Raw genomic sequence first — 22,604 nt, forward strand, 5'->3', positions numbered from 1 at the left:
CTGCGTTTCCGACTCTATCAGAACCTTTCGGCGCCTGATTCCCAGTCGGCGGGACCGCCTAATCAGTTATCCGCTTTCGCGTTTCCCTTTCGGCGAATCCGACTTTATCAGAGATTCTGAGTCGGAATTCCCACCCGGTCCGGTACGCCGCTCCAGGCACGTGAGTGCCTCGGCGTTCCCGTCCAGGTGGAGCCGTAAACCTACTGGAGCGGGGCTCCCGAAGCAAATCGGGGGCCCCGCTCCGGTGTTGAGGTGGGTCCGAGGTCAGACCTCGACGACCACAGGCAGGATCATCGGGCGCCGGCGGTAGGTGTCGGAGACCCACTTGCCCACCGATCGCCGCACCAGCTGCTGGAGTTGGTGGGGCTCGGCCACGCCGTCCGATGCCGCCTTCCCGATGATCTCCTCGATCTTCGGGATGACGGCGGAGAACGCGGCGTCCTCGATGCCGGAGCCTCGCGCCTGGATGTGCGGGCCGCCCACAACCTTCCCGGTCGTCGAATCCACCACCAGGAACACGGAGATGATGCCCTCGTCGCCGAGGATGCGGCGGTCCTTCAGGGACGTCTCGGTCACGTCGCCGACGGAGAGCCCGTCGACGTACACGTAACCCGCCTGGACCTTGCCGACGATTCTCGCCTTGCCGTCGACCAGGTCGACGACCACTCCGTCCTCGGCGATGACGATGTGGTCCTTGGGGACCCCCGTCAGTGCGCCAAGCTCGGCGTTGGCGCGCAGGTGGCGCCATTCGCCGTGGACCGGCATCAGGTTCTTCGGCTTGCAGATGTTGTAGAAGTACAGGAGCTCGCCGGCGGAGGCGTGGCCAGAGACGTGGACCTTGGCGTTGCCCTTGTGGATGACGTTCGCGCCCCAGCGGGTCAGGCCGTTGATCACGCGGTAGACCGCGTTCTCGTTGCCGGGGATGAGGGACGACGCCAGGATCACGGTGTCGCCGGGGACGATCCGGATCTGGTGGTCGCGGTTGGCCATGCGCGAGAGCGCGGCCATGGGTTCGCCCTGGGAGCCGGTGCAGACGAGGACGATCTCACTGTCCGGGAGGTCGTCGAGCGTCTTGACGTCGACGACGAGACCGGCCGGGACCTTGAGGTAACCCAGGTCTCGGGCGATGCCCATGTTCCTGACCATCGAGCGGCCGACGAAGGCGACGCGACGGCCGTGCTCGTGGGCGGCGTCGAGGATCTGCTGGATGCGGTGGACGTGGCTGGCGAAGCTCGCCACGATGATCCGCTTCTGCGCACTGGCGAAGACCTGCCGCAGGACGTTCGAGATGTCCCGCTCGGGCGGGACGAAGCCCGGCACCTCGGCGTTGGTCGAGTCGGAGAGCAGCAGGTCGATGCCCTCTTCGCCGAGTTTGGCGAAGGTCGGCAGGTCGGTCAGCCGACGGTCGAGGGGGAGCTGGTCCATCTTGAAGTCGCCGGTGTGGACCACCATTCCCGCGGGGGTGCGGATGGCGACGGCCAGCGCGTCCGGGATGGAGTGGTTCACCGCGACGAATTCGCAGTCGAACGGGCCGATGCGCTCGCGGTGGCCCTCGGTCACTTCGAGGGTGTACGGGCGGATGCGGTGTTCCTGGAGCTTGGCCTCGATCAGCGCGAGGGTCAGCTTGGAGCCGATCAGCGGGATGTCCGGCTTCAGCCGGAGCAGGAAGGGGACTCCACCGATGTGGTCCTCGTGGCCGTGCGTGAGGACGATTCCCTCGACGTCGTCGAGGCGGTCGCTGATGGTGGTGAAGTCCGGCAGGATGAGGTCGATGCCCGGCTGTTCCTCTTCGGGGAAGAGGACGCCGCAGTCGACGATGAGCAGACGGCCGTTGTATTCGAAGACCGTCATGTTGCGGCCGATTTCGCCGAGGCCGCCGAGCGGGGTGACGCGCAGGCCGCCCTTGGGCAGCTTCGGCGGGGCGCCGAGTTCGGGATGCGGATGACTCAAAAGACTCTCCTCACCACACACGCCACGTACCGCTGAGGCACGTGGCGCGCATGACATTCGTGCACTTGCTGTTGCACTTGCTTGTTGTCGGAGTGGGCGGAATGCCCAGCACTTTCATGTGTTCGGTATTCAGTTGTGAAGTTCGAAATCTTGGATATTCATGACACGCGGTTCATGAATCGTGTTCGTGGAGGCAGGGCGCCTCAGTCACAGCTCTACCCCGCCGGCCGCGAGATCGATCTTGAGCTGCGCAGTCTCGTGCTCCGTCAGTTCGACGAGCGGGAGGCGCAGCGGGCCGGCGGGCAGCTTCTGCAGGGTGAGTGCCGCCTTGGTGGTGATGACTCCCTGCGTACGGAACATGCCGGTGAAAACGGGGAGCAGCTTCTGGTGGATCTCCGTGGCCTTCTGGACGTCGCCGCTGACGTGGGCGTCGAGCATGGCGCGCAGCTCCGGGGTGACCACGTGGCCGACGACGGAGACGAAGCCGATGGCGCCGACCGCGAGAAGCGGAAGGTTCAGCATGTCGTCGCCCGAGTACCAGGGGAGGCCGCTCTGGGCGATGACCCAGCTGGCGCGGCCGAGGTCGCCCTTGGCGTCCTTGTTGGCGACGATACGCGGGTGCCTGGCGAGACGGATGAGTGTCTCGGTGTCGATGGGAACGCCGCTTCGGCCCGGGATGTCGTAGAGCATCACCGGCAGCTCTGTGGCGTCCGCGATGGCGGTGAAGTGCTGGAAGAGGCCTTCCTGCGGCGGCTTGTTGTAGTACGGGGTCACAGCGAGCAGGCCGTGTGCGCCGGTGCGTTCGGCGGTGCGGGCGAGTTCGATGCTGTGCCGGGTGTCGTTCGTGCCGATGCCGGCGACGACATGGGCCCGGTCTCCGACCGCCTCCAGGACGGCACGTACCAGCTGGTCTTTCTCCGCGTCGCTGGTGGTTGGGGACTCGCCGGTGGTGCCGTTGATGATCAGGCCGTCGTTGCCTGCGTCCACCAGATGGGAGGCGAGTCGCTGGGCGCCCTCGAGATCGAGTGCGCCGTCCCCGGTGAAGGGCGTGACCATGGCGGTGAGGACCCGCCCGAAGGGGGTCTGCGGAGTGGAGATCGGAGCCATGGGTAACACGCTACTCGTTGCTCGGCTCGGCGTGTCCCCTCGGGGGCACACGGGCAGGTCGTGGGCCCGCGTTGTGTTGCGGGCTCCCGGGCTGGTGGGGCCGGCGAGCTGCCCCTGGTTGGGGGGAAACGTTCCCCCGCGCTCCAGTGTACGGAGCCCGGCACTGACTGCTCGGGGGTTCAGGCAGTGCCGGGTCCGTTTGATCAGCCTAGATGAACTTCTCGAAACGCCGCAATCCGGACACTTTCCACCATTGTCCGTACATCTGTACGCCATGACAGCCCTGCGGGCAGCCCCTGACGCCCTACGGTGCCACCCTGCCGTTGTTGTTGAAGGCGGCGTGAGTGAGCGGCATGAGCCGCGCCCACTGCTCCTCCATCTTCTCGCCGACCATCTCGATCTCCCGCTGCGGGAAGCTCGGGACCGTGGCCGCCTCGTGCTGGGTGCGCAGCCCGAGGAAGTGCATCAGCGAGCGAGCGTTGCACGTCGCGTACATCGACGAGTAGAGGCCCACGGGGAGCACCGCGCGGGCCACCTCACGGGCGACGCCGGCCGCCAGCATCTCCTGGTACGCCTCGTACGAGCGGCGGTAGGACTCCGTCATGGCGCGCTCGGTGAGGTCCTGCTGCTCCTGGGTGCCGTCGACGAAGACGTACTTCCCGGGGCGGCCCTCCTGGACCAGCTTGCGTGAGGAGTCGGGGACGTAGAAGACGGGCTGGAGCTCCCGGTAGCGCCCGGATTCCTCGTTGTAGGACCAGCCGACGCGGTGCCTCATGAATTCGCGGAACACGAAGATCGGGGCGCTGATGAGGAAGGTCATCGAGTTGTGCTCGAAGGGGCTGCCGTGGCGGTCGCGCATCAGGAAGTTGATGAGGCCCTTGGAACGCTCGGGATCCTTTGACATCTCCGCCAGGGACTGCTCGCCCGCGGTGGAGACGCGAGCGGCCCACAGGACGTCGGAGTCGCCCGCGGTGTGCTTCACCAGGTCGACGGTCATGTCACTGCGGAAGCTGGGCTTGGTCTCGGCGTTGATGCCAGTCACCGGCGGGGTCCTTCCTGTCGCGTCTCAGGGGCGGCGCCCACTCTACGACCAGGCATTTCTCGCCAGTCGGCGGGACTCCTGCGGGGCCCGGCACCGTACGAGTGGTCATCGGCGACGGGCGTGCCCGTCTCGTGCGGATGTTCGCCGATCTGGCGAAATCGGGCACCGAACGGTCGTCTCGCGCGTCTGACCCAGTAGCGGTATCGGATCACTTCTCTCGCTACCTGCTACCTACCACTCTGGCCTTCAGTCACAAGACCGCAAGGAGTTCGCCCCATGTTCCGCCGGCGCGAGGCCGTTCCGTTCTCTTTCGTCGCCGAGGCCGACCGCTTCCGCAGTAACATCGTTCCGCCCCCGAGACAACCGATCGGCCGCTCCGAGCTCATGAGTCGCACGCTCGTCGGGCTCGTGGTCGCGGCCGGGCTCGCGGGATCGCTGTTGTTCGGGCTGCCGTCCCTCGAATCGGGTCAGCATCCCGGACAGGCCCAGCAGTCCGAGGCGTCCCAAGGCCGCTGACCCGTCCGGCCCCCCTGAGTGGTCCTGCCGGGGTACTCCTCGATAACCTCAGCCAGCACCGCCCGTTCGAGCGTGCTTGTGAGTGAGGATCAGTCGTGCCCCTGCCCTTCCTGACGGCCGATCGTGCGTTTGACGCGACCAGCGACGATGTCGCGCTGCCGTTCGACGACCACGACCGCTGGCGTCGCCCCTACCGCCCGGGACCGTGGCGGGTGGGTGCGTCGGCGCTGCTTCTGCTGCTCGCCTCTTTCGTGCTGCTCGCGACGATGATCATCGCGTTCGCCGGGGCGGCGTCAGGCGCCGTCGTGTGCCTCGGTATCTCGCTGGTAATGATCGCCGTCGCGCTGCGTCTGCTGCGGGTGGGCGCGTGGGTGAGCCGCCACGGCGTACGGCGCGTGGGTCTGCTCTTGACCCGCACCGTGCCGTGGACGGAGGCCGTGGAGGTCCGTACGGTGCAGCAGCCGGTGCGCTGGCTGGGGCTGCCGCGGACGGTGCAGGGGCAGGCGCTTCTTCTCGTCCTGAGTGACGGCGAGAAGCGGCAGTTGCTCACCGATCACAACGCGGATTTCCTGTCGCGCTCGGAGGCTTTCGACCGGGCGGCGGACTCCGTCGAGGCGTGGGGCGACGAGTACCGTCACGGCTGAACCGGGGCACCGTAGTTCCGAGTTGGGCGATTCCGGCGATGGCGAAGCGGTGAGCGGTTGGGCGAGGCGGGCGGGGCATCAGCGAACCGCCGGTGCCGGGTTCGCCTCGTGGAGCGTGATCGCGTGCTGCATCGCCTTGCGGGCCCGGGGAGTGTCGCCGGCGTCGCGGTAGGCCACCGCCAGGCGGAACCAGCAGCGCCAGTCCCCCGGAGTGTCCTCGGTCTCCGCGCGGCGGGCGGCGAAGACGGCGTCCGCCGACGCGCGGTCGACACGGCCGCCCGCGGTGCGCACCAGCTCGTCGACCGGCAGTCCGCCCTCGGCGTCCAGTTCGGCGGCGAGTCGGTTGGCCCGCCGGACGAACCGGGTGCTCTGCCAGAGGAACCAGGCGCCGATGCAGGGAAGCACCAGCACCGCGATCCCGAAGGTGACCGTGAGCGGCGTACCGATCCCGATGAGCGCGAAGCCGCGACCGCCCACCAGGACGAAGTAGCCGACGAGCATGGCGGCCATCACGAAATACATGATCTTGGCGCCCACGGCGGTCAGTCCGGCAGGTTCAGATCGAGGAAGTGCTCCAGGCCGTAGGTGAGGCCCGGCGCGCCGACCACGCGGCGGACGCCGAGAAGGATCCCCGGCATGAAGCTGCTGTGGTGCAGGGAGTCGTGGCGGATGGTGAGGGTCTCCCCCTCGGCGCCCAACAGGACCTCCTGGTGCGCCAGCAGTCCTCGGAGCCGTACGGAATGCACACGCACCCCTTCGACGTCCGCGCCGCGCGCCCCGTCCAGCGCCGTGACCGTGGCGTCGGGCTGCGGCGCGCAGCCGGCCTCGGCGCGGGCGGCGGCGATCAGCTGCGCGGTGCGGGTCGCGGTGCCCGACGGCGCGTCGGCCTTGTTCGGATGGTGGAGCTCGACGACCTCGGCGGACTCGAAGTAGCGGGCCGCAGCCTGGGAGAACTTCATGGTGAGGACGGCCCCGATGGAGAAGTTGGGCGCGACGAGCACGCCCGTCTCCGTGGAGCCCGCCAGCAGCGTCCTCAGCTGCGCCAGGCGGTCGTCGGTCCAGCCGGTGGTGCCGACGACCGCGTGGATGCCGTGGCGTACGCAGAAGTCCAGATTGCCCATCACGGCCGAGGGGGCGGTCAGTTCGACGACGACCTGGGCCCCCGCGTCTACGAGGGCGTCCAGTTCGTCGTCCCTGTCCAGGGAGGCGACCAGTTCCATGTCGTCGGCGGCCTCGACGGCCCGCGCGGCCTCGGAGCCGATCCGGCCCTTGGCGCCGAGAACGGCCACCCGCAGTTTGGTGCTCATCGCTCTGCTTCCTTCTGCTTCCTTAGGAGGCCGGTGAGGGCCCTGATCAGGCGACCGCTTCGTCCAGTCGGTCGGCCTGCTTGTCCTTGAGAGGGCCGATGACCGAGAGGGAGGGGCGCTGCCCCAGTACGTCGCGGGCCACCGCGCGCACGTCGTCCGGGGTGACGGCCGCTATCCGCGCCAGCATGTCGTCCACGGACATCTGGGTGCCCCAGCACAGCTCGCTCTTGCCGATGCGGTTCATCAGCGCGCCGGTGTCCTCCAGACCGAGGACGGTGGAGCCGGAGAGCTGGCCGACGGCGCGGCCGATCTCCTCGTCGCTGAGTCCTTCGGCCGCGACCTGGTCCAGTCCGTCGCGGCAGATTTTCAGGACGTCGTGGATCTGGCCCGGGCGGCAGCCCGCGTAGACGCCGAAGAGGCCGCAGTCGGCGAAGCCCGAGGTGTACGAGTACACGCTGTAGGCGAGGCCACGCTTCTCCCGTACCTCCTGGAAGAGCCGGGAGCTCATGCCTCCGCCGAGAGCCGTGCTGAGGACCCCGAGGGCCCAGCGGCGCTCGTCGGTGCGGGAGAGGCCCGGCATACCGAGGACGATGTGCGCCTGCTCCGTCTTGCGGTTGAGCAGTTCGACGCGGCCGGCGGTGCGCAGGTCGCGCCGGCCCTCGCGCGGGGTAACGGGGACGGCGTCCGTACGGGAGAGGGCGCCGGCCTTCTCGAAGGCGCGGCGTACCTGCCGTACGACGGTGGCGTGGTCGACGTTGCCCGCCGCGGCGACGACCAGGTGGGTCGGGTCGTAGTGCTTCTTGTAGAAGCGGGCGATCCGGTCGCGGTCGAGGGCGTTGACGGTCTCGACGGTGCCGAGGACGGGGCGGCCGAGGGGGGTGTCGCCGAGCATCGTGTGCGAGAAGAGATCGTGCACGCAGTCGCCCGGGTCGTCCTCGGTCATGGCGATCTCTTCGAGGATGACGCCCCGCTCCGCGTCGATGTCCTCCGCCTCGATGAGCGAGCCCGTGAGCATGTCGCACACGACGTCGATGGCGAGGGGGAGGTCGGTGTCGAGCACGCGCGCGTAGTAGCAGGTGTACTCCTTCGCCGTGAAGGCGTTCATCTCGCCGCCGACCGCGTCTATGGCGGAGGAGATGTCGAGGGCGCTGCGCTTCTGGGTGCCCTTGAAGAGGAGGTGTTCCAGGTAGTGCGTGGCGCCGTTGAGCGTGGGCGTCTCGTCGCGCGAGCCGACCTGTACCCAGATGCCGAAGGTCGCGGACCGTACGGACGGCAGGGTCTCGGTGACGACGCGCAGGCCGCCGGGGAGGATCGTGCGCCGGACGGTGCCGATGCCGTTCTGCCCCTCCAGGAGGGTTTGGGTACGGGCGACGGCCCGTACCTCCGAGGAGGTGCGGGCCGTCGTCGTAGAACTACGAAACGTCACTGGGAGGCTTCGTCCTTCTGGTCGTCCTGCTTGTCGTCGTTCTTCACGTCTTCTTCGCCCTCGATCACGGGGATCAGGGAGAGCTTGCCGCGCTGGTCGATCTCGGCGATCTCGACCTGGACCTTCTGGCCGACGCCGAGGACGTCCTCGACGTTCTCCACGCGCTTGCCGCCGGCGAGCTTACGGATCTGCGAGATGTGCAGCAGACCGTCCTTGCCCGGGAGCAGCGACACGAACGCGCCGAAGGTGGTGGTCTTGACGACCGTACCCAGGTAGCGCTCGCCGACCTCCGGCATGGTCGGGTTGGCGATGCCGTTGATCGTGGCGCGGGCGGCCTCGGCGGCCGGTCCGTCGGCGGCACCGATGTAGATGGTGCCGTCGTCCTCGATCGTGATGTCGGCGCCGGTGTCCTCCTGGATCTGGTTGATCATCTTGCCCTTGGGGCCGATGACCTCACCGATCTTGTCCACCGGGATCTTGACGGTGATGATCCGCGGGGCGTTCGGGGACATCTCGTCCGGGACGTCGATGGCCTCGTTCATCACATCGAGGATGTGGAGGCGGGCGTCGCGGGCCTGCTTCAGCGCGGCGGCCAGGACCGAGGCGGGGATGCCGTCGAGCTTGGTGTCGAGCTGGAGCGCGGTGACGAACGTCTTCGTACCGGCGACCTTGAAGTCCATGTCGCCGAAGGCGTCCTCCGCACCGAGGATGTCGGTGAGGGCGACGTAGTGCGTCTTGCCGTCGATCTCCTGGGAGATCAGGCCCATGGCGATACCGGCGACGGGGGCCCTGAGGGGCACACCGGCGTTCAGCAGCGACATGGTGGAGGCGCAGACCGAGCCCATGGACGTCGAGCCGTTGGAGCCCAGCGCCTCGGAGACCTGGCGGATCGCGTAGGGGAACTCCTCGCGCGTCGGCAGCACCGGCATGATGGCGCGCTCGGCGAGCGCTCCGTGGCCGATCTCGCGGCGCTTCGGCGAACCGACGCGGCCGGTCTCGCCGACGGAGTACGGCGGGAAGTTGTAGTTGTGCATGTAGCGCTTGCGGGTCACCGGCGACAGGGTGTCCAACTGCTGCTCCATGCGGAGCATGTTGAGGGTGGTGACGCCCAGGATCTGGGTCTCGCCACGCTCGAACAGAGCGGAACCGTGCACGCGCGGGATGGCCTCGACCTCGGCGGCGAGCGTACGGATGTCCGTGACGCCGCGTCCGTCGATGCGGACCTTGTCCTTGATGACGCGCTCGCGGACCAGGGACTTCGTCAGCGCGCGGTACGCACCGGAGATCTCCTTCTCGCGGCCCTCGAACTGCGGGAGCAGCTTCTCGGCGGCGAGCTCCTTGACGCGGTCCAGCTCGGCCTCGCGGTCCTGCTTGCCGGCGATGGTGAGCGCCTGCGACAGCTCGCTCTTCACGGCGGCCGTGAGGGCCTCCAGGACGTCGTCCTGGTAGTCGAGGAAGACCGGGAACTCGCCGGTGGGCTTGGCGGCCTTGGCGGCGAGGTCGGCCTGTGCCTTACAGAGCGCCTTGATGAAGGGCCTCGCGGCTTCCAGACCGGCGGCGACGATCTCCTCGGTGGGAGCCTCCGCGCCGTCGGCGACGAGCTGGATGGTCTTCGTGGTGGCCTCGGCCTCGACCATCATGATCGCGACGTCGCCGTCCTCCAGGACGCGGCCGGCGACCACCATGTCGAAGACGGCGTCCTCAAGCTCGGTGTGCGTCGGGAACGCGACCCACTGGCCCTTGATCAGGGCGACACGGGTGCCGCCGATCGGGCCGGAGAAGGGCAGGCCGGCCAGCTGCGTGGAGCAGGAGGCGGCGTTGATCGCGACCACGTCGTACAGGTGGTCGGGGTTGAGAGCCATGATCGTCTCGACGATCTGGATCTCGTTGCGCAGGCCCTTCTTGAAGGAGGGGCGCAGCGGGCGGTCGATGAGGCGGCAGGTGAGGATCGCGTCCTCGGAGGGCCGGCCCTCGCGGCGGAAGAAGGAGCCGGGGATCTTGCCGGCCGCGTACTGCCGCTCCTCGACGTCCACCGTGAGGGGGAAGAAGTCGAGGTTGTCCTTGGGCTTCTTGGAAGCGGTGGTGGCCGACAGCACCATGGTGTCGTCGTCCAGATACGCGACGGCGGAGCCGGCGGCCTGCTTGGCCAGGCGGCCCGTCTCGAAGCGGATGGTGCGGGTGCCGAACGTACCGTTGTCGATAACGGCCTCGGCGTAGTGGGTCTCGTTCTCCACCAGTGGTTCTCCATACTCGTCGTTGTCGTCTTTCGTCCCTCGCCCGTGTGGCGGGGGACAGTCGGAGAAGCGCTCCTTGGTGCTGGCCGGTCTTCGATCGAAGCTCCCGGGGCGGCGGCGTGGGCCGCGGGCGGCGTTGGCCGCGCCGTTCCGGGGGCCACTACCGAGGACCGGCGGCGGCGGAGGGGCGCTCCCCCTCGTCAGTGGGTGGTGCCTTCTGTCGTACGGGGTGGTGCTGGTCTTGCTCGTGTCCGGGAGCTGTGCTCCTGCGAACAGGTTACTGAGGTTCGTGCACATACGGCGAAGGGAGCGGTTCCCGGTGTGTGGGAACCGCTCCCTTTCACGGCGTACTACTTGGCGCCGCCGGCCGCACCACGGCGGATACCCAGGCGGTCGACCAGCGCACGGAAGCGCTGGATGTCCTTCTTCGCCAGGTACTGCAGCAGGCGGCGGCGCTGGCCGACCAGGATGAGCAGACCGCGACGCGAGTGGTGGTCGTGCTTGTGCGTCTTCAGGTGCTCGGTCAGGTCCGAGATACGGCGCGAGAGCATCGCGACCTGGACCTCGGGGGAGCCGGTGTCGCCTTCCTTGGTGGCGAACTCCGACATGATCTGCTTCTTCGTAGCGGCGGCAAGCGGCACGCGTACTCCTCGTAGGTCTTCTTTGCCATCGAGTGCCCCAGGTCGAATTCGCTGGGGATCTTCGGTTACTCGGGTGGCGGGGTAATCGGCCGGTGTTGTTCGGTCGCTGGGTCCGGACAGACCGGAACGCGTACACAAACGGCCGTCACACAGCGTACCAGCCAGTCAAGACGTCATCGCACGGATGGAGTGGTAGACGTCGAACACCGCCAGACAGAGCGGGACGACCGTCAGTAGTACGAAGGATTCGGCGATCTCCAGGAAGCGGCCCCAGAAGGGGGTGACGCCCTTGCGCGGCACGATCAGCCCAATGGCGACGATCAGTGCGGCGATCCCGGCGACAGCCGCGGTCAGCCAGACCGTACGGATGTCGAGGCCCGTGCTGTCACCGCGCAGCGCCTCGCGGATCATCCCCTCCGGGGGGTTGAGGCAGAGTCCGAGTCCCAGCAGGACGAGGGCGCCGAGGCCGGCGGCGAGGGCGCAGCCGACCTGCGCCGTGTAGCTGAAGAGGTGGGCGCGCATGAGCATGGCGACGCCGGTGGCGAGGGCGAGGAGCTGGCCCCACACACCGTCGGAGAAGCCGAGCACGCCTGCCGCGCCGACGGCCACCAGTGCGCAGCCGCCGACCAGGCCGACGAGCAGTTCGTGGCCACGCCGGGCCTGGGCGGCGATGCGCTCGGGGTCGACGGGGGCGGGGGGCGCCGGGTCGCTTCCGTAGGAGCCGGCGGCGGTACGGGGCGGCTCGAAGCCGATGGGGAGGCGGGCGAAGCGGGTGGAGAGGCCGGGCAGGAAGGCGAGTGTTCCTACGGAGAGCGCGGCGCAGACGGCGGCGGTCTCGGCGGGCGCCATGTCGGTGGTGATGGCGATGAACGTCACCAGGAGGCCGACGGTGGAGGCGAAGACGAACGCGACGAAGGGGCCGTCGCCGCCGGGGGCGACGATCACCAGGATCACCGAGGCGATCAGCACGGCGGCGCAGGCGAGCAGGAACTGGAGCCGGCCGATGCCCTGTCCGTCCGCGAAGGGCAGCAGTCCGGAGCCGGCGACGGCCGCGTTGGCCATGGAGCCGAGACCGAGCGCGACGGACGAGCCCCGGTCGTCGTAGACCCGGGCCCGTACGCCGGCGAGGGCGAGCAGCATGACGGCGGTGACGCCGGCCAGGATGCCCGGCAGGCCGTGTGTGTCGTGCCGGGGGTCGGCCGTCCACAGCACGAAGGCGAGCAGCGTCAGCAGGACGGAGCCGCCGAAGAGCCCGGCGCCGCGCATGGCGCTGTCGGTCCACAGGGTGCGGTCGCGGGCGACCGCGGAGGCGACGGCGTCGGAGACGTCGTCGAAGACCGCGGGCGGCAGGGACTCGGCGAAGGGCCGCAGCGACAGCAGTTCGCCGTCGAGGATGCGTTGGGAGGCCAGGGAGCGGGCACTGTCGAGGACGGTGCCGTCGCGGCGTACCAGGTGATATCCGACCGGGGCGCCCGCCTCGGGGCTCTGGCCGGACAGCCGCAGGATCTCCGGGTGGAGGTCGGCGACGGGGATGTCCTCAGGCAGCGCCACGTCGATCCGGCCGTCCGGGGCGACGACGGTGATCCGGCAGAAGCCGGTTCCGCCGCCGGACGGGGCCGGAGCACCCGGCTGACGGGCTCCGGTGGCCGCCGCTTGGGCCGTCATACTCACGTACTGCATCCCCTCGTGGTTCCCATGCGCCCGATGCCCGCGTTGCGCTCCGAATGCCTCTGTTTTTGCGGAAGTTCATCCATGCGCAAACGCGTCCGGTCACCCTACCGCCGGGCTGTGGGCACCCACGCACGTAGGATCCTTGCCCGCGGATGGAGGCCCGTCGCCACGGGGGCGCCAGGGGGAACTCTTCCGTCCGGCAAGGGAATTGGTGAGCAGTGAGTCAGATCGTCGTCAAGCGCCCGCCGCGGGCACTGCCCGCCGACGTGCCAGGCGAACAGGTGCAGGTTCAACCCCCTCCGCCGCTGCCCAGAGGGCAGCAGGAGGGTGCGCTCATGCAGTTGTTGCCCATGCTCGGCATGGGCGGTTCGGTCGTCTTCTTCTTCATGACGCCGAACCCGATCATGCGCATCATGGGCATGGTGATGATCGCCTCGACGATCGCCATGGCCATCGCGATGCTGGTGCGCCACCGGCGGGGAACGCAGGGCGAACTCGCCGACATGCGGCGCGACTATCTCAAATACCTGACGCAGACGCGGCGCACGGTGCTGAGGACTGCGCATCTGCAACGGGACGCGCAGTACTACCTCCACCCGTCCCCGGAGCAGCTGTGGGCGCTGGTCGCCGAGGGCAGCCGGGTGTGGGAACGCCGGGTCGCCGACGAGGACTTCGGGCAGGTACGTATCGGCCTGGGCAGCCAGCAGCTCGCGACGGCGCTCGTCGAGCCCGAGACGGCGCCCGTGGACGAGCTGGAGCCGCTCACCGCCGGGGCGATGCGGCAGTTCCTCAACGCGCACAGCGTTCTGGACGGTCTGCCGATGGCCGTCTCGCTGCGCGCCTTCTACCACCTGACGATCACGGGTGAGGCGGAGGCGGTGCGCTCGACGGCGCGGGCGATGGTCGGCTCGCTCGCCTCGCTGCACTCCCCCGAGGACCTGGTCGTCGCCGTCGTGGCCGGACGGGGCGCGGCGTCGCGGTGGGAGTGGGCGAAGTGGTTGCCGCACGTCCAGGCACAGGGCCCCGGCGACGGGGCGGGCAGCCGCCGGCTCATCACCCCCGACGTGCGGGAGCTGGAGGAGATGCTGGCGGGGCGCCTGGAGGGGCGTCCGCGCTTCCAGCCCGGCGGCCAGCCGCTGCTGGACCAGCCGCACATCGTCGTCGTCCTGGACGGTATGTCGCTGCCCCCCGTGTCGGCGCTCGCGTCGGCCGAGGGGCTGCAGGGCGTGACGGTCATCGAGGTCGTACCGGGCGAGGTCACGGCCGCGCGGGGCGGCCTCGCCGTGGTGGTGGGGGCCGACTCGCTGCGGCTGGAGTCGGGGCACGGGATGGTGTACGACGGGGAGCCCGACCGGCTGAGTCTGGAGGCCGCCGAGGCGCTGGCCCGTCAGCTCGCGCCGCTGCGGGTCGCGACGGGCGGCGACGACGACGAACCGCTGCTCGCCAACCTCGACTTCACCGATCTGCTGAACCTCGGGGACGCGGCGTCCGTCGACGTCACCCGTACGTGGCGGCCCCGTTCGCAGGCGGAGCGGCTGCGTGTGCCCATCGGTGTCGGCGAGGACGGGGCGCCCGTCATGCTGGACCTGAAGGAAGCGGCGCAGGAGGGCATGGGGCCGCACGGCCTGTGCGTGGGCGCGACGGGCTCCGGCAAGTCCGAACTGCTGCGCACGCTGGTCCTGGGCCTTGCCGTGACGCATTCGTCGGAGACGTTGAACTTCGTCCTCGCGGACTTCAAGGGCGGCGCGACGTTCGCCGGCATGTCCCAGATGCCGCATGTCGCGGCGGTGATCACCAACCTCGCAGACGATCTCACGCTCGTCGACCGCATGGGTGACTCGATCCGCGGTGAGCTCAACCGCCGCCAGGAGATGCTGCGCGACGCGGGCAACTACGCCAACATCCACGACTACGAGAAGGCGCGTGCGGCGGGCTCCCCGTTGCAGCCCATCCCGTCGCTGGTCCTTGTCATCGACGAGTTCAGTGAACTCCTGACAGCGATGCCGGACTTCATCGAGATGTTCGTCCAGATCGGGCGCATCGGGCGTTCGCTGGGCGTCCATCTCCTGCTGGCGTCGCAGCGGTTGGAGGAGGGGCGGCTGCGCGGGCTGGAGACGTATCTCTCGTACCGCGTGGGTCTGCGTACCTTCTCGGCCGCGGAGTCGCGGGCGGCGCTGGGTGTGCCGGACGCGTACCAGCTGCCGAACGTGCCCGGTTCCGGGTATCTGAAGTACGGCACCGACGAGATGGTGCGGTTCAAGGCCGCGTACGTCTCCGGGGTGTACCGGGCGAACGCGCAGGCCGTCGCGGGGACTGGGGGGCCGCTGCCGGTGGACCGCAGGCCGGTGCCGTTCACCGCGGTGCCGGTGCCGGTGCACTACGTGCAGCCTGCCGCACGGCCCGCCGTACCGGACGCGCGCACCACGTCCGAGGACGACGCGCTGGCCGACTCGGTGCTCGACGTGATCGTGCGCCGGCTCGAAGGGCGCGGCGCCGAGGCGCACCAGGTGTGGCTGCCGCCGCTGGACAATCCTCCGTCGCTGGACGAGCTGCTGCCGGGGCTGTCGAACGTGGAGGGGCGCGGGCTCACCCAGCCCGGTTTCGAGGGCGCCGGGCGCCTCGTCGTACCGCTGGGCGTGGTCGACAAGCCGTACGAGCAGCGACGCGACACCCTGTACCGGGACTTCTCCGGGGCGGCGGGCCATATGCAGATCGTGGGCGGCCCGCAGTCCGGCAAGTCGACGCTGCTGCGCACGCTGATCGCGGGGTTCGCGCTGACGCACACCCCGCGGGAAGTGCAGTTCTACGGGCTGGACTTCGGCGGTGGCGGACTGTCGTCGATCGCCGGGCTGCCGCACGTCGGCGGGATCGCGTCGCGGCTCGACCCGGAGAAGGTGCGACGGACGACGGCCGAGGTGTACGGCATCCTGGCGCGGCGCGAGGAGTACTTCCGTACGGCGGGGATCGACTCCATCAACACTTTCCGCAGGATGCGGGAACGGGGCGAGATCTCGACGGCGGACCAGCCGTGGGGCGATGTCTTCCTGATCATCGACGGGTGGGGCAACTTCCGCACCGACTATGAGGGGTTGGAGCCCGCCGTGCTCGACATCGCGGCGCGCGGGCTCGGTTACGGCATCCATGTGGTGCTGACCGCGTCACGCTCGATGGAGGTGCGCGCCAACCTCAAGGACCACCTGATGAACCGGCTGGAGCTGCGCCTCGGCGACACGATGGACTCCGACCTGGACCGCAAGGCCGCGGTCAACGTGCCCACGGGAGTGCCCGGCCGGGGTCTGACGCCGGAGAAGCTGCACTTCATGGCGGCGGTCCCGCGGATCGACTCCATCAACTCCGACAGCGACCTGTCGGAGGCGACGGCCGCGATGACGCAGGAGGTCGGCCGGCACTGGACGGGGCCCGGCGCCCCGGCCGTACGGCTGCTGCCGCGCGAGCTGGACGCGGCGACGCTGCCGGCGGGCGCGGAGCAGCAGAAGCGCGGCGTGGCCTTCGGGATCGACGAGAACCTGCTGGAGCCCGTCTTCGTCAACTTCGACCGCGACCCGTTCTTCCTGGTGTTCGGCGAGAGCGAGTCCGGCAAGTCGAACCTGCTGCGGCTGCTGATCAAGCGGCTTTCGGAGCGGTACGACGGGAACTCTGCGAAGTTCTTCGTCATCGACAACCGGCGCGCGCTGCTGGACGTGACGCCGGCGTCGCACCTGGCGGAGTACGTGCCGATGTCCAACAACATGGACCACCACGTGGACGCGCTGTCGGACCTGATGCGGCGCCGTACACCGGCGGCCGACGTCACGGCGCGGCAGCTGCGCGAGCGCAGCTGGTGGCGCGGGCCGACGGTGTTCGTGGTCGTCGACGACTACGACCTGGTGTCCACCTCCAGCGGCAACCCGCTCAACAAGCTCACGGAGCAGCTGCCGTTCGCGCGTGACGTGGGTGTGCGCTTCATCATCGCCCGCAGCGCGGCGGGGGCGAGCAGGGCCTCGTACGAGCCGTTCATGCAGCGGATGATGGAACTCGGCGCGCAGGGTGTACTGCTCTCCGGCGACCCGCAGGAGGGCGACATCCTCGGCGGCGTACGGGCGCGTCCGATGCCGGCGGGCCGGGGTGTCTTCGTCTCCCGCCAGCGCGGCAATCCGCTGGTGCAGACCGGCCTGATGCCCTCGCTGGACGAGCGCTGACGGGGGCGGGGGCGCGGGCGGAGGCGGAGTCGGAGTCGCGGACGGAGGCGGAACTCCGCTGCCGCGGACCGTACTTGTGTGTGGTCAGGGCCCATTTGTAGGTTGATCCGGAATGGCGCAATCCATCAGCGATCACGGGGGAAGGAGTCCCAGATGGCATGGGACGAGTGGGACCAGTTGAAGGCGTCGGCGGCGGGCAACGAACCGACCGGGATGCGGCTCAACGGGATCCCGGAGGAGGACCGTCCCAACGCGGGCAGCCCGACCGGTGATCTCAAGGTCGATCAGAAGGACCTGGCGGCGATCGGCGACGAGGCGTTCAAGCTGTACAACCGGCTGTGGGAGGAAGCGCGGGTCACGAGCACCGACACGGCGGCGATCGATCTGAAGAACCAGGGATTCGCGCTGGGCGGGGCGCTGAGCCATGTCTCGCTGCGCTGGGACCGGCAGCTCGGATCGGTCATGGACGCCTGCGCGCTGATCTCGAACCACATGGACTTCACGAAGAAGGCGCATGAGGGCGACGAGATCTTCATCGAGCGTCATGTGAGCAGCATCTCCACTCTCGACGCCGGCTTCGACGAGTCGTGGGCCCCGCCGGGCAAGAAGAACGAGGTCTACGGGGAGGACAAGAAAGACGAGAAGGACTGAGAAGGACTAGAGGAACAGACTCATGGATTTCGAAGCCCTTCACTCCGCCAATTTCAAGACCCTTGACGACGCCGTCGACGGCTGGACCAAGATGCTCGTCAAGCTCGCCGATCTGGAAAAGGACGCCCAGGACGGACTTCGGGGCAAGGCCAACAAGGCCAACTGGGCCGGTGTCAACGCCACGGTGTCGCGCGAGTTCATCGGAAAGACGGCCGAGGAGTTCAACGACGCGTACACGCAGGCCGAATCGATCCGCAATATCGTCCGTGACACGCAGGGTGAGCTGAAGACGCAGCAGCGCCTGCTCAAAGAGGCCATCGAACGCGGGCGGACCAATCACATGTCCGTCAAATCCGCGGGCAGGGGTTTCACCGTCACCCCCAATCCCGACCCGAAGCCCGCGAACGACCAGAAGGACGTCGACGCGCTGAGGGACGAACTCCAGGGAATCCTCAACACGGCGACCGAGGTGGACAGCACCGCGTCCACCTCTCTCAAGGCGCTCGTCGATCTCACCGACTACGGATTCTCGGGGCAGAAGTACGCGGACCGCGACTCCGCCGCGAACGCGATCAAGGAAGCGGAGAATCTCGCCCGTATCGCCAAGAAGAACCCGGAAGACCTCACGGTCAAAGAGTTCGACGCACTCAACGCCGGCCTGAAGAAGTACTCGGGTGACGAACTCTTCTCCGAGCGCTTCGCCGAGCAGTTGGGCCCCAAAGGGACGCTCGAATTCTGGGCGGGCATCACCAGCCCGAGCACCAACAGGGACGTGTACGTCGACCGGCACGAACAGCTCGGCGATCTGCAGAAGAATCTCAGTCTCACGCTCGCGACGGCGACTCAGGCGGACACGCCTGAAATGCGCCGTTGGACGTACGAGATGACGGAACTCGGCAGCCAGCCGGTGCACAAGAACAGCACCACCCAGGGCTTCCAGGTGATGAGCAACCTGATGCGCTGGGGAAACTTCGACGACCAGTTCCTCAAGAGTTACGGCTCCGAACTCATGGAGACCGAGAAGGCGGCCACCAGCAACGGCCGCCACGGGGCGACGCTCTGGACCCGTATGGGGATGGACCCCAATCTCAACCGCACCGGCGAGGATTCCGGCTCGGACCCCATGATCGGCTATCTGAAAGCCCTGTCGAACAGCCCGGACGCGGCCACGGATTTCTTCAACGACCCGTTCCTTTCGACGGACGAGGACCACGACTTCAAGGAGGAGAACAAGGAAGGGAAGGAGGTCAAGGCCTCACTCTCCAACTTCGACTATCTCTTCGAGGAGCGCGACTGGCCACCGGAGCGCGACAAGGACGGCGAGAACAGCATCTCGGGCCGGAACAATCTGGCGATGGCGCTGGAGGCGGCGACGACGGGGCACCCGGCAGGCGAACTGCCGACGGTCGACACCTCGCCGCACAACCCCGAGCAGGCGAGGCTCATGGAGAGCGTGGTTGCCTCGATCTCGGAAGATCCAAACCGGCTCAAGGATAATTCCTTCATGTCGGACAGTGTCGGCCAGATCGCTTCCGAGTATCTGCCGGACATCAACCGCGCCACGGCCGACGGTGGCGAGGAGAACGAGAGCGTGCCGAAGCTCTTCCCGATCGCGGGTGCGACGGCGGACATGCATCACACAGACGTGACGCGTTTCCTGGCGACGGTGGGCCAGAACCCGGAGGGCTACGCCGCGATCGAGGTCGGCCAGAAGGCGTACATGGCGGGTCTGATGGATTACCACCTCAATCCTGATCTTCCCTCCGACAGCCGCTATCCGCACTCCGCGGAAGAGACGATCAAGGAAATCGCCCGCAGGTCGGGAGAGGTCGAGGGAACTCTCGCCATCGGCCGCCAGGAGGCGGTTCTGGGCGAGGCGAAAGCGAAGGACGACGACTTCGAGCACGCGACGAACCAGAAGAAGAACACCATCTCGGGCCTGGTCGGCCTGGGCGTCGGCGTCGGTACGTCGTTCATCGCCAGCCCTGTGGTGGGTGCGGCGGTGGGCGGGGCCGCAGGGACTGTGACGGGGGTCGTTCTGGAGCAGTTCTTCAAGGACACCGATCCGCAGAATCTGGCCGGCCTCGGCCACGACGTCGGGCTGCGCTGGGAGGCCAGCAAGGACGCCCAGACCGACATGGCCAGGGTCGCGGGCGAGGAGGCCGCCAAGGCCCACAACTCACCGGATGCCGAACGGATTCAGGAATGGACCCGTATCGGTACGACGGACGGCTTCGACGACGCTTCGACGGCCGCCCGCAGGATGGCAGACGACCTCGAAACCGAGATTCCCACGTGAGGGGGATCGGGACGGGGATGGGCGTGAGGATGGGGATGGGACGGTTGACGGTCATTCCAGCCGACTCCGAGCAGCTGTAAAGAAGTCCGACCAAGGAATCAATTCACAAGGGAACCTAGGGAACGCATGAAAAGCCTTGAGAAGCGCTCTTACGACGCCACGGGCCGACGGCGCCTCACCGTGGGCCTCGGGGCTCTCTCGTTGGTCCTGCTGGCCTCCGCCTGCTCGGAACCGGCGGAGGAGTACGAGGTCCCGCAGGCCCTGTGTGGCGTCGAGGTGCCCGGGGACGTACTGGATCCCTTGCTGCCGGGGGGAGGAAAAGTCTCCGAGCGATCAAAGACGGCCAGCGGCGTCAAGCGTTGCTACGTGTCGGTGGACGACAAGGTTGCGTTGTCGACATCCATAGAGTGGTACGAGGCCGATACCCCGGTCGCGGAAATCGCCGAGAAGACAATCGGGGCGGATCCGGGTGACAGAGTCACCGGCGACAAGCGATACAGCTACTCGGGCAAGGGCGGAGCCGGGCTGATCCGCTGTGAGGACTCGTCCACCATCGACAAGGATGTCGACGGCGACCTTTACACGACGGTACGGGTCGGTGGCGACGACTCGGCGGAACCCGCTGCCGTACTGAAGGCGATCGAGGCGTACACGGATGCCGCGCCTGCGGCGGGCGAATGTGAAGTCGACCTCTGAAAGTCTCAGAAATGCCTGAAATCCATGTCGGGTTGCCTCGCGCGACGAAGGGGGGCACCTCCCGCGCGTGCCCCCCCGGTTGCCGTAACCGCCGGTCGCTTCTAAGGGCTTCTTAGAAGTAGCCGGCGGACTTCTTGTCGCCCGCCTGGTACGTGGGCCCTGCCTCGCGGACCTTGCGGGCGATGTCCTTGAGCGCGTTGTGGATCTGACGCGTCTCGTTGTCCCACTTCTTGTGGGCCGCGTCCGCCGCCGTCTTGGCCTCGCCCTCGAAGGTCGCGGAGACGCCGCGGATCTTCGTCTGAATCGCCTCAAGGCTCTCGTCGAGCCGGGCGGCCTGCTTCTCGATGACCGAGGCGGCCTGCTCCAGCGAGCCGTAGGTCACGACCATGGTGCCGTCGTTCTGCTGAGCCACGGGTCCTCCTGTTTCCTGTCAGTGCGGTGCGGTATTTATGCGCGGAGTCGTCCGGCTGGTGGGCTGTCAGTAGCCGCTGATGTTCGACGTCGCCTTCGCCGTCGCGGCGCTGTCACCGGAGAAGCCGGCGGTCACGTCGACACCGTTGAGGGCCGCGTAGACCTCGTCCTCGGTGTTGCCCGCGGTGGTACGGGTGACCTGGATCGCTTCCTGGAAGTTGAGCAGCATCTTCGCGATGCGGACCATGCCGGCGTTGATCTCGGCCTGCTTCGCGTCGAACGCACTGGCGCCGATGCCCTTCCAGGCGCCTTCCAGACTGTCGATGACGCCCTGGAGGTTCTTCAACTGCCCCTTGACGTCCTCGAACTTGATCGTGATCTCGTCCTGGAAGTCCTTGAGACTCTGATCGCCGACCTTCTGGACTGCCATATGTCAGTCTTCCTTTCGTCTGTGCTCGTTACCGCGTGGGTGCTTCGGCGAATGGTCTGAGTAGCCGGGCGGGCGGTCAGGCCCTGCGGCGTCTGCGTACGAGGGCGAACGCGCCCCCGGCGAGTACGGCGACCAGCGCTGCTCCCCCGAGGACCGGCCCCAACTGGCTGTCGCCGCCGACGTCTTCCGCTGCGTTGGCCTTGTCGGTGCCGGTCTCGGTGTCCGAGTCGGTGTCCTTCGCGCCGTCCGCGCCGGGGTGGGGCGAGGAGGAGGACGAATTGTCCGACGAGGATTCGCCGGAGGGAGCGCCGGCCGTCGTCCTCTCGTTGGTCAGCGGGCTGACGTCCGCGTCGCCGGGCTTGCCGATCCCCCGGTTGATGGCGGCGTTGGGCCGCACGATCCCGTGGCCGAGGTAGTTGCTGACGGTGCCGGGCTTCCAGTCGTCGCCACGGCCCGCGGACTCGAACATGACCCGCAGGACCTGGTTCGCGGTCCAGTCGGGGTTGGCGGACCAGATAAGGGCGGCGGAAGCGGACGCGAGGGCGGTAGCGGCGCTGGTTCCGCCGTCGCCGTCGCAGTATTTGGTGAAGGTCTCGTCACACCAGGTCGGCATGTCACTACCGGGAGCGGCGATGTCGACGAAGTCGCCGTGCTGGGAATAGTGGGCAACCTGGCCCTCGGGGTCGGATGCCGCGACTCCGACGACCTCAGGATAGTTGGCCGGGTACTCAGGCTTGTTGCTCTTCTGCGCACTGTTGCCGACTGCGGAGAAGAACAACTTTCCCTTCGCATGCGCGTACTGAACCGCTTCCTTTTCCTTGGCGCTCACAAATTGATTGCTGATCGACATGCTGATGATCTGCGCGTCGCTGTCGGCCGCCGCCCAGATAGCGACTGACTCGTCCGACTCGTTCACCCCCTGCCCCTTGAAGTTCTCAGTCGCGATACGCATAGGAATGATCTTTGCCCCCGGCGCCAGACCGCGCAATCCGTCGCCTTGCCCCGTCCCCGCGATCAACTCGGCCATCGTTGTTCCATGACCGGTGTAGTCGTCTGTCTCGTCTCCATCCGACTCCGTTGCGTCGAGTCCCTTCAGGATTTGACCCTTCAGTGAGGGAGTTGACGAGTTGACCCCCGTGTCGATGACGGCAATCTTGATGCCCTCCCCCGTGGAGGTCTTCCAGATCTCCTCGACACGCATGGCATCCAGGTACCACTGCTTCGACTGCGTGTCCGCAGCGACCGCCGCCGGAGCGGCGCCCACCATGCCGATCACGGACACTCCGACCACGGCTACCGCGCATAGCGGGCCACGTCGAAAGCTGTACGCCCCGAATCGCCTCCGGACCTGGCTCTTTGCTGCCGTCATCCCGACTTCCG

Annotated in this window: 18 protein-coding genes; 6 read left to right on the forward strand and 12 right to left on the reverse strand. The window is 67.9% G+C overall.

Annotated elements, in window-relative coordinates; all coding sequences use genetic code 11:
• Positions 1-264: 264 nt before the first annotated feature.
• The 3 genes from ACIBBB_RS35025 to thyX all read right to left on the reverse strand — a co-directional run bounded on the left by ACIBBB_RS35025 (position 265) and on the right by thyX (position 4,054).
• Positions 265-1,950 (reverse strand): ribonuclease J, encoded by a 1,686-nt coding sequence (locus ACIBBB_RS35025; RefSeq protein WP_398989310.1) that lies wholly within the window; start codon positions 1,948-1,950, stop codon positions 265-267.
• A gap of 207 nt (positions 1,951-2,157) precedes the next feature.
• Positions 2,158-3,057, reverse strand: a complete 900-nt coding sequence (dapA, locus tag ACIBBB_RS35030; protein WP_384324443.1) for a 4-hydroxy-tetrahydrodipicolinate synthase — start codon at positions 3,055-3,057, stop codon at positions 2,158-2,160.
• A 304-nt stretch (positions 3,058-3,361) separates the two neighbouring features.
• The gene (gene thyX, locus ACIBBB_RS35035; RefSeq protein WP_398989393.1) at positions 3,362-4,054 is read right to left on the reverse strand and encodes an FAD-dependent thymidylate synthase; all 693 of its coding nucleotides are present in this window, start codon (positions 4,052-4,054) and stop codon (positions 3,362-3,364) included.
• Positions 4,055-4,375: 321 nt separating this feature from the next.
• Here thyX and ACIBBB_RS35040 point away from each other — a divergent pair, with 321 nt between their 5' ends.
• The gene (locus ACIBBB_RS35040) at positions 4,376-4,615 is read left to right on the forward strand and encodes a hypothetical protein (protein WP_398989313.1); all 240 of its coding nucleotides are present in this window, start codon (positions 4,376-4,378) and stop codon (positions 4,613-4,615) included.
• Positions 4,616-4,710: 95 nt separating this feature from the next.
• Positions 4,711-5,259 (forward strand): hypothetical protein, encoded by a 549-nt coding sequence (locus tag ACIBBB_RS35045; RefSeq protein WP_398989315.1) that lies wholly within the window; start codon positions 4,711-4,713, stop codon positions 5,257-5,259.
• 78 nt (positions 5,260-5,337) lie between these two features.
• On the opposite strand, the gene ACIBBB_RS35050 is transcribed toward ACIBBB_RS35045, so the two are convergent.
• The 6 genes from ACIBBB_RS35050 to eccD all read right to left on the reverse strand — a co-directional run bounded on the left by ACIBBB_RS35050 (position 5,338) and on the right by eccD (position 12,532).
• Positions 5,338-5,796 carry a hypothetical protein gene (locus ACIBBB_RS35050; RefSeq protein ID WP_398989317.1) on the reverse strand — a complete coding sequence of 153 codons (459 nt, stop codon included), beginning with the start codon at positions 5,794-5,796 and terminating at the stop codon, positions 5,338-5,340.
• A 5-nt stretch (positions 5,797-5,801) separates the two neighbouring features.
• A complete protein-coding gene (gene dapB, locus ACIBBB_RS35055) occupies positions 5,802-6,566 on the reverse strand; it encodes a 4-hydroxy-tetrahydrodipicolinate reductase (protein ID WP_398989319.1) in 765 nt (254 codons plus the stop codon).
• A gap of 46 nt (positions 6,567-6,612) precedes the next feature.
• On the reverse strand, positions 6,613-7,992 hold the full coding sequence (locus ACIBBB_RS35060; protein ID WP_398989321.1) for a M16 family metallopeptidase: 1,380 nt from the start codon (positions 7,990-7,992) through the stop codon (positions 6,613-6,615).
• Positions 7,989-10,226, reverse strand: coding sequence for a polyribonucleotide nucleotidyltransferase (locus tag ACIBBB_RS35065; RefSeq protein WP_398989323.1), 2,238 nt, complete (start codon positions 10,224-10,226; stop codon positions 7,989-7,991). Before ACIBBB_RS35065 ends, ACIBBB_RS35060 begins: the two co-directional genes overlap by 4 nt.
• Before the next feature lie 350 nt (positions 10,227-10,576).
• Positions 10,577-10,867 (reverse strand): 30S ribosomal protein S15, encoded by a 291-nt coding sequence (gene rpsO / locus ACIBBB_RS35070; RefSeq protein WP_023538273.1) that lies wholly within the window; start codon positions 10,865-10,867, stop codon positions 10,577-10,579.
• Positions 10,868-11,032: 165 nt separating this feature from the next.
• On the reverse strand, positions 11,033-12,532 hold the full coding sequence (gene eccD, locus ACIBBB_RS35075; RefSeq protein WP_398989325.1) for a type VII secretion integral membrane protein EccD: 1,500 nt from the start codon (positions 12,530-12,532) through the stop codon (positions 11,033-11,035).
• Between the two features lie 224 nt (positions 12,533-12,756).
• Here eccD and eccCa point away from each other — a divergent pair, with 224 nt between their 5' ends.
• The 4 genes from eccCa to ACIBBB_RS35095 all read left to right on the forward strand — a co-directional run bounded on the left by eccCa (position 12,757) and on the right by ACIBBB_RS35095 (position 20,383).
• Positions 12,757-16,737: a type VII secretion protein EccCa gene (gene eccCa / locus ACIBBB_RS35080; protein ID WP_398989327.1), complete on the forward strand. Its 3,981-nt coding sequence runs from the start codon at positions 12,757-12,759 to the stop codon at positions 16,735-16,737.
• 153 nt (positions 16,738-16,890) lie between these two features.
• A complete protein-coding gene (locus ACIBBB_RS35085; protein WP_398989329.1) occupies positions 16,891-17,388 on the forward strand; it encodes a hypothetical protein in 498 nt (165 codons plus the stop codon).
• Positions 17,389-17,410: 22 nt separating this feature from the next.
• The gene (locus ACIBBB_RS35090) at positions 17,411-19,687 is read left to right on the forward strand and encodes a hypothetical protein (RefSeq protein WP_398989331.1); all 2,277 of its coding nucleotides are present in this window, start codon (positions 17,411-17,413) and stop codon (positions 19,685-19,687) included.
• Positions 19,688-19,867: 180 nt separating this feature from the next.
• The gene (locus ACIBBB_RS35095) at positions 19,868-20,383 is read left to right on the forward strand and encodes a hypothetical protein (RefSeq protein ID WP_398989333.1); all 516 of its coding nucleotides are present in this window, start codon (positions 19,868-19,870) and stop codon (positions 20,381-20,383) included.
• 112 nt (positions 20,384-20,495) lie between these two features.
• On the opposite strand, the gene ACIBBB_RS35100 is transcribed toward ACIBBB_RS35095, so the two are convergent.
• The 3 genes from ACIBBB_RS35100 to ACIBBB_RS35110 all read right to left on the reverse strand — a co-directional run bounded on the left by ACIBBB_RS35100 (position 20,496) and on the right by ACIBBB_RS35110 (position 22,593).
• Complete coding sequence (locus tag ACIBBB_RS35100; protein WP_398989335.1) at positions 20,496-20,795, reverse strand: WXG100 family type VII secretion target; 300 nt, start codon at positions 20,793-20,795, stop codon at positions 20,496-20,498.
• A gap of 66 nt (positions 20,796-20,861) precedes the next feature.
• The gene (locus tag ACIBBB_RS35105; protein ID WP_384198962.1) at positions 20,862-21,224 is read right to left on the reverse strand and encodes a WXG100 family type VII secretion target; all 363 of its coding nucleotides are present in this window, start codon (positions 21,222-21,224) and stop codon (positions 20,862-20,864) included.
• Between the two features lie 76 nt (positions 21,225-21,300).
• On the reverse strand, positions 21,301-22,593 hold the full coding sequence (locus tag ACIBBB_RS35110; protein WP_398989338.1) for a S8 family serine peptidase: 1,293 nt from the start codon (positions 22,591-22,593) through the stop codon (positions 21,301-21,303).
• Between the last annotated feature and the right edge of the window lie 11 nt (positions 22,594-22,604).

The sequence above is a fragment of the Streptomyces sp. NPDC051217 genome (genome assembly GCF_044455465.1).
Taxonomy (GTDB): domain Bacteria; phylum Actinomycetota; class Actinomycetes; order Streptomycetales; family Streptomycetaceae; genus Streptomyces.

Bases quoted from the DNA above. Each gene is read 5' to 3' on its own strand.
- ACIBBB_RS35040 (WP_398989313.1), top strand. From the start codon at position 4,376: ATGTTCCGCCGGCGCGAGGCCGTTCCGTTCTCTTTCGTCGCCGAGGCC.
- dapB (WP_398989319.1), bottom strand. From the start codon at position 6,566: ATGAGCACCAAACTGCGGGTGGCCGTTCTCGGCGCCAAGGGCCGGATC.
- ACIBBB_RS35090 (WP_398989331.1), top strand. From the start codon at position 17,411: ATGGATTTCGAAGCCCTTCACTCCGCCAATTTCAAGACCCTTGACGAC.
- ACIBBB_RS35105 (WP_384198962.1), bottom strand. From the start codon at position 21,224: ATGGCAGTCCAGAAGGTCGGCGATCAGAGTCTCAAGGACTTCCAGGAC.
- thyX (WP_398989393.1), bottom strand. From the start codon at position 4,054: ATGACCGTCGACCTGGTGAAGCACACCGCGGGCGACTCCGACGTCCTG.
- eccD (WP_398989325.1), bottom strand. From the start codon at position 12,532: ATGACGGCCCAAGCGGCGGCCACCGGAGCCCGTCAGCCGGGTGCTCCG.
- ACIBBB_RS35110 (WP_398989338.1), bottom strand. From the start codon at position 22,593: ATGACGGCAGCAAAGAGCCAGGTCCGGAGGCGATTCGGGGCGTACAGC.
- ACIBBB_RS35085 (WP_398989329.1), top strand. From the start codon at position 16,891: ATGGCATGGGACGAGTGGGACCAGTTGAAGGCGTCGGCGGCGGGCAAC.
- dapA (WP_384324443.1), bottom strand. From the start codon at position 3,057: ATGGCTCCGATCTCCACTCCGCAGACCCCCTTCGGGCGGGTCCTCACC.